This window comes from Blastococcus sp. SYSU D01042, assembly GCF_054050515.1.
Genome location: NZ_JBJGZM010000006.1, coordinates 253,639 through 266,052 on the forward strand (window position 1 = coordinate 253,639; position 12,414 = coordinate 266,052).

12 protein-coding genes are annotated in these 12,414 nt (G+C 76.5%); 8 read left to right on the plus strand and 4 right to left on the minus strand.

Annotated features, from left to right (window positions below):
• Positions 1-86: 86 nt before the first annotated feature.
• The 4 genes from mftF to ACI79H_RS13425 all read left to right on the plus strand — a co-directional run bounded on the left by mftF (position 87) and on the right by ACI79H_RS13425 (position 5,300).
• Complete coding sequence (mftF, locus tag ACI79H_RS13410; RefSeq protein WP_456554895.1) at positions 87-1,523, plus strand: mycofactocin biosynthesis glycosyltransferase MftF; 1,437 nt, start codon at positions 87-89, stop codon at positions 1,521-1,523.
• A 73-nt stretch (positions 1,524-1,596) separates the two neighbouring features.
• Positions 1,597-2,859: a multidrug effflux MFS transporter gene (locus tag ACI79H_RS13415; protein ID WP_456554896.1), complete on the plus strand. Its 1,263-nt coding sequence runs from the start codon at positions 1,597-1,599 to the stop codon at positions 2,857-2,859.
• 4 nt (positions 2,860-2,863) lie between these two features.
• A complete protein-coding gene (locus ACI79H_RS13420; RefSeq protein ID WP_456554897.1) occupies positions 2,864-4,120 on the plus strand; it encodes an MFS transporter in 1,257 nt (418 codons plus the stop codon).
• 82 nt (positions 4,121-4,202) lie between these two features.
• Complete coding sequence (locus tag ACI79H_RS13425; protein ID WP_456554898.1) at positions 4,203-5,300, plus strand: SRPBCC family protein; 1,098 nt, start codon at positions 4,203-4,205, stop codon at positions 5,298-5,300.
• A 12-nt stretch (positions 5,301-5,312) separates the two neighbouring features.
• On the opposite strand, the gene ACI79H_RS13430 is transcribed toward ACI79H_RS13425, so the two are convergent.
• Genes ACI79H_RS13430 through ACI79H_RS13440 form a run of 3 tightly spaced genes read right to left on the minus strand, consistent with a single transcriptional unit; the run spans position 5,313 to position 7,275 of the window.
• Entirely contained in the window at positions 5,313-5,936 is a 624-nt protein-coding gene (locus tag ACI79H_RS13430; protein ID WP_456554899.1) for an alpha/beta hydrolase family protein, read from the minus strand.
• Positions 5,933-6,601 (minus strand): HAD-IA family hydrolase, encoded by a 669-nt coding sequence (locus ACI79H_RS13435; RefSeq protein WP_456554900.1) that lies wholly within the window; start codon positions 6,599-6,601, stop codon positions 5,933-5,935. The genes ACI79H_RS13430 and ACI79H_RS13435 overlap by 4 nt, the downstream gene beginning before the upstream one ends.
• Complete coding sequence (locus tag ACI79H_RS13440) at positions 6,598-7,275, minus strand: DedA family protein (protein WP_456554901.1); 678 nt, start codon at positions 7,273-7,275, stop codon at positions 6,598-6,600. The genes ACI79H_RS13435 and ACI79H_RS13440 overlap by 4 nt, the downstream gene beginning before the upstream one ends.
• 72 nt (positions 7,276-7,347) lie before the next feature.
• Here ACI79H_RS13440 and ACI79H_RS13445 point away from each other — a divergent pair, with 72 nt between their 5' ends.
• The 3 genes from ACI79H_RS13445 to ACI79H_RS13455 all read left to right on the plus strand — a co-directional run bounded on the left by ACI79H_RS13445 (position 7,348) and on the right by ACI79H_RS13455 (position 9,570).
• Positions 7,348-8,646, plus strand: a complete 1,299-nt coding sequence (locus tag ACI79H_RS13445; RefSeq protein WP_456554902.1) for an amidohydrolase family protein — start codon at positions 7,348-7,350, stop codon at positions 8,644-8,646.
• 88 nt (positions 8,647-8,734) lie between these two features.
• Complete coding sequence (locus ACI79H_RS13450; protein ID WP_456554903.1) at positions 8,735-9,088, plus strand: metalloregulator ArsR/SmtB family transcription factor; 354 nt, start codon at positions 8,735-8,737, stop codon at positions 9,086-9,088.
• A complete protein-coding gene (locus ACI79H_RS13455) occupies positions 9,085-9,570 on the plus strand; it encodes an SRPBCC family protein (protein WP_456554904.1) in 486 nt (161 codons plus the stop codon). Before ACI79H_RS13450 ends, ACI79H_RS13455 begins: the two co-directional genes overlap by 4 nt.
• Before the next feature lie 78 nt (positions 9,571-9,648).
• On the opposite strand, the gene ACI79H_RS13460 is transcribed toward ACI79H_RS13455, so the two are convergent.
• Entirely contained in the window at positions 9,649-10,467 is an 819-nt protein-coding gene (locus ACI79H_RS13460) for an MBL fold metallo-hydrolase (protein ID WP_456554905.1), read from the minus strand.
• Positions 10,468-10,533: 66 nt separating this feature from the next.
• Between ACI79H_RS13460 and ACI79H_RS13465 the strand changes: the two genes are divergently transcribed.
• On the plus strand, positions 10,534-12,402 hold the full coding sequence (locus tag ACI79H_RS13465) for a cation:proton antiporter domain-containing protein (protein WP_456554906.1): 1,869 nt from the start codon (positions 10,534-10,536) through the stop codon (positions 12,400-12,402).
• Positions 12,403-12,414: the final 12 nt, after the last annotated feature.

A 12,414-nucleotide genomic window follows, 5' to 3' on the forward strand; every position in this document is an offset into this window, starting at 1 on the left:
GACGATCAGGTAAGGCTGACCTAAGCACAGGGTGGTCACGAGCGGGTCACCGCCCCGTCCCGCGGGGCCCGGGGGAGACTGCCCGGGTGATCGCGCCGGCACCGCTCCCCGAGGCCCTGCCAGCGCCTCCGGGGGCCCGGCTGCCGGACGGCTTCGCCGTCCGCCTGGACGACCGGGTGCGGCGCCGGGACGGCGGGACGGTGCTGCTCGGCGGTTCACCCCTGCGGCTGCTCCGGCTCTCCCCGCGGGCGGTTCCGCTGCTGGCCGGCGACCGGCTGACCGTCCGCGACGCGACGACCGCGGCGCTCGCCGCCCGGCTGCTCGACGCCGGCCTGGCGCACCCCGACCTCGCCCTGGCGACCGGGACGGAGGACGTCACCGTCGTCGTGCCGGTCAAGGACCGGCAGGTCGAGCTGGCCCGGCTGCTCGCCGCGCTGCGCGCCGATCCGCTCACCGCGGACCTGCCCGTCGTCGTCGTGGACGACGGCTCGACCACCCCGGTGCGCGCCGACGGCGCCGTCGTCGTCCGGCACGGGACCGCCCGCGGGCCGTCGGCGGCGCGGAACGCCGGTCTGCGGGCGGCCGCGACACCGCTCGTCGCCTTCCTGGACTCCGACTGCGTGCCGCGCCCCGGCTGGCTCGCCGCACTGCTGCCGCACCTGGCCGACCCGCGGCTGGCACTGGTGGCGCCGCGGATCACGGCGCTGCCGGGGAGCGGCCCGCTGCACGGCTACGAGGCCGTGGCGAGCGCGCTGGACATGGGGCCGCGGGCCGCGCCGGTCCGGCCGCTGACGGCCGTCGCCTACGTGCCCAGCGCCGCGCTGCTCGTCCGGCGTGCGGCGCTCGGCCCGGCGGGCGGCTTCGACGAGGCGATGCGGGTCGCCGAGGACGTCGACCTGGTGTGGCGGCTGACGGCGGCGGGCTGGCGGGTGCGGTACGACCCCGCCGCCGAGGTGGCGCACGAGCACCCGGTGGGGACGCGCGCGTGGCTGGGCCGGCGGGCGTTCTACGGCACGGGTGCCGCGCTGCTGGCCGCCCGGCACGGCGGTCTCGTCTCCCCGCTCGTCGTGGCGCCGGACGTCGCGGCCGCGACGCTGCTCGCGGTGGGTGGCGGGCGGCCCGCACGGCTGGCGGCCCTCGGGCTGCTCGCCGCACGCGCGGTGCGGCTCTCCCGCCGGCTGGCCCGCCCGGGGGAGCGGCCACCGCTCGGCCTGGCGGCCGTGCTGACCGCCCGGGCGGCCGGCGTCACCGCCCGGACGACGGCCCGTGCCCTCACCCGCCACCACTGGCCGCCGGCCGTCGTCGCCGCGCTGCTCTCGCGGCGTGCCCGGCGGGTGCTCGGCGCGGTCGCGCTGGCCGACGGCGTGCTGGCCTGGTGGCCGCACCGGGGGAGGGTCGGACCGGTCCGTCACCTCGCGGGCCGGCGGCTGGACGACCTCGCGTACGGGACCGGGCTCTGGGCGGGGGCGGTGCGGGCCCGGTCGGCCCGCGCGCTGCTGCCGGTCCGGCCGCCCGAGGGGTGAGGGGGACGTGAACTCCCCGGCATTCCCGGCGCGTCCGGAATGACCGGGGCGCCGCCGGACTTGCCGACCTCCTGTGACCACCCTCCACGAACGCCCGGCCGCGGCGCCGCCCGTCCCGCGGCCCGGCGCCGCCCGCACCGCGCTGGTCCTGGGGGCGTTCGTGGCCATCGGGCCGCTCACCATCGACATGTACCTGCCGGCGCTGCCCACCATCACCCGCGAGCTGGAGACGACGTCGGCGGCGGTCCAGCTGACGCTGACCGGGACGCTCGTCGGCCTGGCGCTGGGGCAGCTGGTCCTCGGTCCGCTGTCCGACGCCTTCGGCCGCAAGCGCCCGCTGCTGGCCGGCACCGCCCTGCACGTCCTGGCGTCCCTGCTCGTGGTCGTCGCCCCGAACCTGGCCGTCCTCGGCGCCCTGCGCGTGCTGCAGGGCGTCGGGACGGCGGCGGGTGCCGTGATCGCCCTCGCCGTGGTGCGCGACCTGTACGACGGGCGGGCGGCCGCCACGATGCTGTCCCGGCTCTTCCTGGTGCTCGGCGCCGCGCCCGTCCTCGCGCCGACCATCGGCGGTGAGGTGCTGCGCTTCACCTCGTGGCGCGGCATCTTCGCGCTGCTGGCGGTCTACGGCGTCGTCATGGTGGTCGTGGGCTGGCGCCTGCTGCCCGAGACGCTCCCGCCGGAGCGCCGCCGGTCCAGCGGGGTCGCCGGGACCCTGCGCGGGTACCGCGAGCTGCTGCGCGACCGCGCCTACGTCGGGCTGGTGCTCGTGGCCGGGCTGACGATGGCCGGGCTGTTCAGCTACGTGTCGGGCTCGGCGTTCGTCTACCAGGGCGAGTTCGGGCTCGACGAGCAGCAGTTCGGCCTGCTCTTCGGCGCCGGTGCGGTCTGGCTGATCGCCGCCACGCAGCTCAACCCCGTGCTGCTCCGCCGCTGGTCCCCGGCGCAGGTGCTCGTGACCGGCACGGTGGCCGGGGCGCTCGCGGGCGCCGTCCTCGTCGCGCTGGCGGTCACCACCACCGGTGGCCTGTGGGGCGTGGCGCTGAGCCTGTGGGCGGTGCTCTTCGCCTGCGGGCTGGCGCTGCCGAACGCGCCCGCGCTGGCGCTGTCCCGGCACGGCAAGGTCGCGGGCACGGCGGCGGCGCTGCTCGGCGCCGTCCAGTTCGGCGTCGGCGCGCTGGTCTCGCCGGTCGTCGGCCTGCTGGGCAACGACGCGGCGGCCATCGGCACGGTCGTGGTGACCGCGCTCGTGCTCGCCATCGGCCTCCTGCTCGTCGTCGTCCGCCCCTGGCAGCTGCCGGTCCCCGACGACGACGCCTCCCCGGTCGCGGTGCACTGACCCCGTGAGCGCTCCCGACCTCACCGCCGTTCCCCGCGGACGCCTGGTCGCCGCCGTCGTCGCGCTGGCCCTCGGCGGCTTCGCCATCGGCACGACCGAGTTCGTGACGATGGGCCTGCTGCCCGACGTGGCCGAGGGCGTCGGCGTGGACATCCCCAGCGCCGGCCACGTCGTCTCGCTCTACGCGCTGGGCGTGGTCGTCGGCGCACCGGTGATCGCGGCCCTGGGCGCCCGGCTGCCGCGCCGGGGGCTGCTGCTGGGGCTCATGGCGCTGTTCGTCGTCGGCAACGCGCTGACCGCGCTCGCGCCGGGCTACGGGTCGCTGCTCGTGGCCCGGTTCGTCGCCGGCCTGCCGCACGGCGCCTACTTCGGGGTGGCGTCGCTGGTGGCCGCCTCGCTGGTCGCCCCGCACCTGCGCGGTCGGGCCGTCAGCTCGGTGATGCTCGGGCTGGCCGTCTCCAACGTGGCCGGCGTGCCCGCGGCGACGTGGCTCGGCCAGCAGCTGGGCTGGCGCAGCGCTTACTGGGCGGTCGTGGTCATCGGCGCTCTGACGATCGCCGCCGTGGCGGCGGTGGTGCCCGCGTCGCCGGGCGCCCCGGAGGCCACGGTGCGCACCGAGCTGACCGCCCTGCGCCGCCCGCAGGTGCTGCTCACCCTGCTCGTGGGCGTCGTCGGGTTCGGCGGCATGTTCGCCGTCTACAGCTACATCGCGCCCCTGGTCACCGAGGTGACCGGCATGTCGCGCGCCTCGATCCCCATCGTGCTCCTGGCGTACGGCACCGGCATGGTCGTCGGGACGGCGCTCGGCGGGCGGCTCGCCGACCTCGCGCTGTTCCGCTCGCTGGTGGGCGCCAACGTCGCCACCGGGCTGCTGCTCGCGGTGGTCCCGCTGGCCGCGCGGACGCCGGTGACGATCGTCGCGGCGGTCTTCCTCATCGGCGCCGGCGCGTCGGTGCTGGTCGTCTGCCTGCAGCTGCGGCTGATGGAGGTGGCGGGCGAGGCGCAGATGCTGGGTGCGGCGCTCAACCACTCGTCGCTGAACGCGGCCAACGCCCTGGGCGCCTGGCTGGGCGGGCTGGTCATCGCCGCCGGTCACGGCTACACCGCGCCGGGCCTGGTCGGCGCGGGGCTGGCCGCGGCCGGGCTGGTCGCGCTGACGGCCTCGGCCGTGCTGCGCCGCCGTGAGCTCGTCGGTGCGTTCCCGCCCCACGCGGCTCAACCCGCTCGCGCCGCACAGGTCACGGGGCAGGTCGGGCGGTAGCGTCGGGCTCCCGCCGGTCCGTACTCGTCCGTCCCGCCCGGGGCCGAGGGGTCGGCGGGACGCAGCCCAGGAGGGTCCAGCCGTGCTACTGGAGAACTCGTTCAGCGTTCCCCTGCCCGTCGAGGAGGCGTGGCCGGTGCTGCTCGACCTCGAGCGGACCGCGCCGTGCATGCCGGGTGCAGCGCTGGACTCCGTCACCGGCGACGCCTTCACCGGGCACATCAAGGTCAAGCTCGGGCCGATCATCCTGACCTACCAGGGCAAGGGGTCGATCACCGAGAAGGACGCCACCGCCCACCGCGCGGTCATCGAGGCGCGCGGCAAGGACCAGCGGGGCAACGGGACGGCGGCGGCGGTCATCACGGCCACGCTGGTGCCCGAGGGGACCGGGACGCGGGTCGACGTGGTCACCGACCTGACGATCACCGGCCGGCCCGCGCAGTTCGGCCGCGGCGTCATGACCGACGTCGGCGACAAGCTGCTGAACCAGTTCGCCGAGAAGCTGGCCGGCCAGCTCGGCGCGACCCCGGCTGCCGCGCCCGCCGCCCCGCCCGGCCCGGTCGCGACGGCCGCGGCGACGGTGACCGGCGTGGTCGAGGAGGTCGCCGCCTCCGTCGAGCAGGTGCCCGGCGAGGGCGCGGCGTCGACGACGGTGAAGAAGGCGGCCGCGGCGGCGAAGAAGACGGCCGCCGGCGCGACCGAGAAGGTCGGCGGGGCCACCCCGGCCAAGGCGACCCCGGCGAAGAAGGCCGCCCCCGCGAAGAAGGCGGCGGCGGCGAAGGCGACGCCCGCCGCCAGGACCGCACCCGCGAAGGCGGCGAAGACCGCGCCCGCGAAGCAGGCGGCGAAGGCGGCCCCCGCGCAGAAGACCACCGCGCCCGACGTCGCGCCCGCGTCGGCCGCCCGGCGTCCCAGCGGTCCGCCGTCGGGGCCCTCGGCGCCGCCGGCCCGCCCGGCGACGGGCGCCCCCGCCCGCAGCGTGCCCTCGGCCGGACCGGGCCCCGCGGCCGGGGCCCCCGCTCCGTCCCCGGCCGCCTCGCCCGCACGGACCGAGCCCATCGACCTGCTCGAGGTCGCCGGGGCGAGCGTCGTCAGCCGCTACGGCCCGGCCGCCGGAGCTGCCGCGGCGCTCGTCGCCGTGGTGCTGCTGGTCCGCCGGCGCCGTCGCCGTCGGGGCTGAGCGCACCCGGCCTCAGCCGCCGGGCAGCACCTCGGTGAGCCAGGAGAGCGCCGCCGCGGCGGCGAGGCCGGGGTTCCGCTTCAGGGAGTGGTCACCCGGCACCGCGTAGACCGACGCCAGCCCGTGGCCGGCGAGCGCGGCCGCGACGTGCTCGGGGCGGCCCATCGCGTCGGTCTCGCCCTGCACCACGACCAGCGGCACCCGGACGGCGGTCAGCTCCGGCGCGCGGCTCTTCTCGGGCTTCCCCGGCGGGTGCAGGGGGAACGCCAGCGCGAGCACACCTGCCGCGCCCTCGGCCGCCGCCGTCCGGCAGGCGACCCGGGCGCCGGCGCTGCGGCCGCCGAGCACCAGCCGGCCGGGCAGCCGGTCGGTCAGCCGCAGCCGGTCGAGCACGGCGCCCCACGCCTCGTCCAGTCGCGGGGGCGCCGGGGCGATCCGCCGCCCGGCCACGCGCCACGGCTGGTCGACGCGGTGCACCAGCCAGCCGGCGGCCCCCGCCTCGGCCGCCAGCGCGGCCAGGTCGACCGACTCCGAGCCGCCGCCGGCGCCGTGGCCCAGGACCAGCGTCCCCGCGGTGCCGTCGCCGGCGCTGAGCACCCGGGCCGGGCCGTGCGGGGTGTCGACCAGGTCGCTCATGCGGGCAGCGCCAGCAGCGCCTCGACCGCCCCGGCCAGGTCGTCGGCCCGCAGGTGCGGCGCCTCGTACACCGACGGGGGCACCCGCTCGCGGCGCGGGAACCAGGCCCCGGTGAGCCCGGCCCGCTGGGCGCCGAGCACGTCCCACCCGTGGGCGGCGACCAGGGCCATCCGCTCCGGGGCCACGCCGCACCGGCCGGCGGCCCACAGGTAGACCTCGCGCGCCGGCTTCCAGGCGCGGATGGACTCGCTGGTGAGCGTCGCCTCGACCAGTGGGCTGATGCCGCCGCGCTCCAGGCCCGCCTCGGCCACGCCCGGCGTGCCGTGCGAGAGGGTCACCACGCGCACGCCGGCCTGCGTCAGCCGGCGCAGCGCGGGCTCCACGTCCGGGTGCGGCGCGAGCTCGGCGAAGCCGTCCAGCACCGCCGCCCGGGCCGCGGCCGGCAGGTCGGTCTCCTGCTCCAGCGCCGCGTCGAACGCGTCGCGAAAGGTGCAGTGGTCACCCACGACGGTGGCCGCGAAGCCGGTGAGCAGGGTGCGGGCGAACACGGTGCCCAGCATCGACGCCGGCTGCCCCGCCTCCACCAGCGCGGCGCGCACCGGCGCCAGGTCCAGCAGCGTCTCGTTGACGTCGAAGGCGACGACGGCGGGGCGCAGCCGGGTCATGCCTGGTCGCGCTCGTCGGCGGGCAGGTGCGCGCCGGCCGTCGGCGGGCGGCGCAACCTGCCGCTGAGCTTCTTCCAGACGAACCAGGCCACCGCGGCGGCGACGGCGGCGACCAGCGCGTAGTCCAGCCAGTGCAGGTTGTCGCGCACGAAGTCGCCGGCGGCGACGCCCAGGCCGATGAGCAGGCTGTTCCAGATCAGGCTGCCGCCGGCGGTGAACAGCAGGAACTGGCCGATCGGCATCCGGACGACGCCGGCGGGCACGGAGATGAAGCTGCGCACGATCGGCACCATGCGGCCGAAGAAGACCGCCGACCGGCCGTGCCGCTCGAACCAGGCGAAGGTCTTGTCGACGTCCTCGGTCTCGACCAGCGGCAGCCGGTCGAGGAAGGCGTGCGACCGCCGGGGGCCCAGCGCCCGCCCGACGTAGTAGAAGAAGACCGCGCCGAGCAGCGAGCCGAGCGTCGCGAAGAGCACGACCGGGACGATGTTCATCTCGCCGTCGTTGATCAGCACTCCGGCCAGGCCGAGCACGGCCTCGCTCGGGATCGGCGGGATGACCGTCTCCGCCAGGATGGCCAGCCCCACACCCACCGGGCCGAGCGAGTTCACCAGGTCGAGCAGGAAACCGGTGATCCCGCCTTCGTCGGACGCGGCGGCGGCGAGGAGATCCATGGGCCCCACGGTATCGGCGGCTCCGGTGCGCTGCCGCGACGCGGGCGGGCCGCGCGGCTAGCGTCGCGAGCTATGCGCCAGCGCTTCACCGCCCGGGCGGTCGTGGTCGGGGACCGCGCCGGAACCGTCGTCCCCGATGCCGTCGTCGACGTCGAGGAGGGCACCATCGCCTGGGTCGGGCCGGCCGCCGAGGCGCCACCGGCCGAGGGAGCCGAGCCCGTCGAGCTGCCCGGTCTGCTCATGCCGGGGATGGTCAACACCCACTCCCACGCGCCGATGGTGCTCTTCCGCGGCCAGGGCGAGGGGCTGCCGCTGGACCGCTGGCTGCAGGAGGTGATGTGGCCGCGCGAGGCCCGGCTGACCGGGGACGACGTCGAGGTCGCGATGACGGCGGCGTCGGCGGAGATGCTGCGCAACGGCATCACCACCAGCGTCGAGATGTACTTCCACCCCGAGCGGATCGCCGCGGCCGTCGGCACCACGGGTGCCCGCGCGCTGGTCCTGGCCACGCTGATCCCCATGCCGAGCCTGCCGCCGGTCGAGGAGCAGCTGGCCGACGCGCAGCGGCTCTTCGCGAGCGCTCCCGGGGACGGGACCGTCGAGTACGGCATCGGGCCGCACGCGGCCTACACCGTGCCGCTCCCGGTGCTGCGCGAGGCGGCCCGGCTCACCCGCGAGCACGGCATGCTGCTGCACCTGCACGTCGCCGAGACCGCCACCGAGGGCGACGACCTGCTCGCGGCGCACGGGGCGTCGGTGCCCTCGCTGCTGGCCGCGCACGACGTCCTCGGCGGGCGGGTGCTGGCGGCCCACTGCGTGCACATGGACGACGGCGACCTCGACCTGTGGGCGGAGTACGACGTCGCCGTCGCGCACTGCCCGGCCAGCAACGCCAAGCTGGCCAGCGGGGTGGCCCGCGTCCGCGACATGCTCGACCGCGGGATCCGCGTCGGCCTGGGCACCGACGGGCCGGCGTCCAACGACTCGCTGGACCTGCTGGCCGACCAGCGCCTCGCCGCCGCCATGGCCCGGCTGCGCGAGCGGTCGGCCACCGCGCTGACCGCCGCCGAGACGTTCTGGCTGGCCACGGGAGCTGCGGCCGACGCGATCGGGCGCCCGGACCTCGGCGTCCTCGAGGCGGGCCGGCGGGCCGATCTCGTGCACGTGGACACCCGCGACGCGGTCTTCGAGCCCGTGGGCGACCCGGGCGACTGGCTGGCCCACCTCGTCTGGTCGGCCGACGGGCGGCACGTGCGCGACGTCTGGGTGGGCGGTGAGCAGGTCGTGCGCGACGGGCGCTCCACCCGCGTGGACGCCGACGCCCTGCGCGCCGAGGTCGCCGAGCGGGCGGCCCGTCTGGCCGCGGGCTGATCTCCCGGCCTTCTTCAACCGGCTGGTTGACCTCGCCCGGGAGCAGGTCTACCGTCTTCCTCAACCGAAAGGTTGAGGAAGGAGCTCCATGGTGGCGGATCCGCTCTCCCGGGTGTTCTCGGCGCTGGCCGACCCCACCCGGCGGGACATCGTGGCGCGGCTCGCGGTCGCCGACGCCACGGTCAACGAGCTCGCCGCGCCCTACGACGTGACCGTCCAGGCCGTCTCGAAGCACCTCCGGGTGCTGGAGGACGCCGGCCTGGTGAGCCGGAGCCGGGAGGCCCAGCGCCGCCCGGTGCACCTCGAGGCCGAGGTGTTCGACCTGATGACGAAGTGGATCGAGCGCTACCGGCGGCAGGCCGAGGAGCGCTACCGCCGTCTCGACGACGTCCTGCGCTCCATGCCGGACGAGCCGCCCCCCGCCGATGGAGGAACGCCATGACCAGCACCACGCACCACGAGACCCAGATCGTCGCCGACCCCGACGTCCCGCTCGTCCGGATCGTGCGCGAGTTCGACGCACCGCCGGAGAAGGTCTTCCGCGCGCACGTCGACCCGGAGCTGTTCGCCCGGTGGACCGGGCCGAAGGGCATGGAGATCCGGATCGACCGCCACGACTGCCGGACGGGCGGCTCCTACCGCTACGTGATGAGCCAGGACGGCGAGGAGTACGCGTTCAACGGCGCCTTCCACGAGGTGCGCCCGAACGAGCTGATCGTCCAGACCTTCGCGTTCGAGGGCATGCCCGACGACGTCGCCCTCGAGCGGCTCGTCCTCGAGGACCTGGGCGGCGGCCGCACCCGCCTCACCTCGACGTCGCTGTGCGACTCGTTCGAGGGCCGCGACGGCTTCATCGCCAGCGGCATGGAGGTCGGCGTGAACGAGGGCTACGAGAAGCTCGACGAGCTCCTGGCCCGGAGCTGAGCGGCGTCCCCTCCGCGAGATCTGCACACTCGGGCTGTTCAAGAGCCCGAAGACCCCGAGTGTGCAGATCTCGCGGGATCAGGCGCGCAGGCTGACCGTCTCCCCGCGCTGCACCGTGCGGATGCTGCCGGGCAGCGCGCGGCGGCCCACCTCGGCGACGAAGTCCCCGAGCGGGCTCCTGAACCGGTCGTAGTCGTCGTAGTGCACCGGCACGGTGACCGGGGGCTTGAGCAGCTCGACCAGGTCGGCGCCCTGCCGGGCGTCCATCGTCACGGTGAGGCCGAGGGCCTTCGTGCCGCCCAGGTGCGGGATGAGGACGTCGAGCGGCCCGCAGCGCTCGAGCACCTCGCCCAGCGCCGGCCGGTAGAGGGTGTCGCCGCTGACGTAGCCGCGCCAGCCCACCCCGCCGTCGGCCCCCACCAGCTCGAGGACGCTGCCCATCACCTGCGGCAGCACCCGGGCCAGCGGGCCGGGCCCGTGGACGCCGGGCACCGAGGTGATCCGCAGCGTCTCCTCGCCGCGGGTGAACTCGTGGGTCTGCCACGCCCGCAGGTCCGCCGTGCCGGTGAAACCGCGGTCGGACAGGCACTTCGCCGCCTCCGGCGTGGTGACGACCGGGACCTCCTTGGGCAGCGCCCTGGTGGCGATGCGGTCCCAGTGGTCGCCGTGCATGTGCGAGAGCAGGATCCCGTCGAGCGCGGGCAGCTGCGTCGGCTGCAGCGCGGGCTCGGTCAGCCGCCTGGCGCGCAGGCCGTAGCCGAGCTTCGCCCGCTGCCCGCGGTGCAGGAAGTTGGGGTCGGTCAGCAGGGTGAACCCGCCGATCCGCAGCAGCATCGTGGCGGTGCCGCCGAAGGTCATCGTCACGTCGTCGGGGCGCTGCCGCGCGGGGTCGCTCATGGGGGTGCGGCTACCCGCTCCCGGTGACCGGGAACACGTCGCGCCCGCTGCTCGGTTGGCCCCGCCGTGGACGTCGTCGCAGAGCTGGTGGCCCTGGTCATCGCCGTCGGGGTGGTCGCCGGGCTCTGCGACCGCTTCGGCTGGCCCACGCCGCTGGTCCTGGTCGTCGTCGGTGCGGCCGCGTCCTTCCTACCGGTCGTGCCCGAGGTCCAGGTGGACCCCGACCTCGTGCTGCACGCGCTGCTGCCCCCGCTGCTCTACGCGACGGCGGTCCGGACCTCGTTGTTCGACTTCAGGCACAACAAGCTGAGCATCGTCGCGCTGTCGGTGGTGCTCGTCGTCTTCAGCACCCTGGCGGTCGGGTGGGTGACCTGGCTGGTGCTGCCCGGCGTCGCCGTCGCCGCCGCGCTGGCGCTCGGGGCCGTCGTCGCGCCGCCCGACGCGGTGGCCGCTGCGGCGCTGGGCCGGCGGCTGGGCCTGCCCCGGAAGGTCGCGACCCTGCTGGAGCAGGAGAGCCTGGTCAACGACGCCGCGGCGCTGATCGCCCTGTCCGTGGCCGTCTCGGCGCTGTCCTCGTCGACGTCGGCGCCGGCGGTGGCCGGCGACTTCGTGTGGGCCGTCGTCGGAGCGCTCCTCGTGGGTGGCGTGGTCGCCGCGCTGCTGGCCGTGGTGCGCGCCCGGCTGCGCGATCCCGTGCTGGACACGCTGATCTCCTTCGTCGCCCCCTACCTGGCCTTCCTCCCGGCGGAGGAGCTGCACGCGTCGGGCGTGCTGGCCACCGTGGTCACCGGACTGGCGCTGGCCCACCTCTCGCCCCGCGTGCAGACGGCGACGGCGCGCGTCACCGAGGTCATCACCTGGCGCACGGTCGCGTTCGTGCTGGAGAACGCGGTCTTCCTGGTCATCGGCATGCAGCTGCCCGGCCTGCTCTCCGACGCCGGCGACAGCGCGCTCGGGGGCGGGCGGATCGCCGTGGTCTGCGCCGCGGTCCTGGGAGCGACCTTGCTGGCCCGCGCGGTCTTCATCTTCTCCGTCGCCGGCGTCCTGCGGTCGGGCACGCCGTGGATGCGGCGGCAGGCGTGGGGGCCCGGCGTCACGGTGCTGGTCTCCTGGGCCGGCATGCGCGGAGTGGTCACCCTGGCCGCGGCGCAGCTGCTGCCCGAGGACCTGCCCGACCGCGAGGTGCTGCTCCTGGCCGCCTTCACCGTCGTGGTCGGCAGCCTGCTGATCCAGGGCTCGACGCTGCCCTGGCTGGTCCGCCGGGTCGGCCTGCCCGCGCCCGACCCCGCCGAGGACGCGCTCCGCGCCGCCGAGCTCGGGGACGCCGCGAGCGCGGCGGGCCTGCGCCGGCTGGCCGAGCTGACCACCGGCGACGAGCCGCCGGGCGTCGTCGACCGGCTCCGCGACCGGTCGACGGCGCGCTCGCACGCCGCCTGGGAGCGGCTGGGTCGCTCGCTCGCGGAGCAGGAGACGCCGTCGAGCGCCTACGCCCGGCTCCGCCTGGAGATGCTGGCCGCCGAGCGGGACGTCGTGATCCGCGCCCGCGACGACGGGACGGCCCCCGGAGAGGTGCTGGCCGCCGCCCTGGCCGCCATCGACGTCGAGGAGTCGCTGCTCGACCGGCAGGAGGAGCTGGACTCGCTCCAGCGCGACCGCACGCTGGTGCCCCGGCCCAGCGACTCGCGCTGCGACCACCTGCGCGTGGCGCCGGCCGCCGGGCCGGAGGGTGCGACGGCCTGCGAGGACTGCCTGGTCGAGGGGACGACCTGGGTGCACCTGCGGACCTGCCTGAGCTGCGGGCACGTCGGCTGCTGCGACTCCTCGCCGCGGCAGCACTCCCGGGCCCACTTCGCCGCCGAGCGGCACCCGGTGGTCGCCAGCGCGGAACCCGGCGAGGCCTGGCGCTGGTGCTGGGTGGACGAGGAGCTGGGATGAGGTAGACACGGG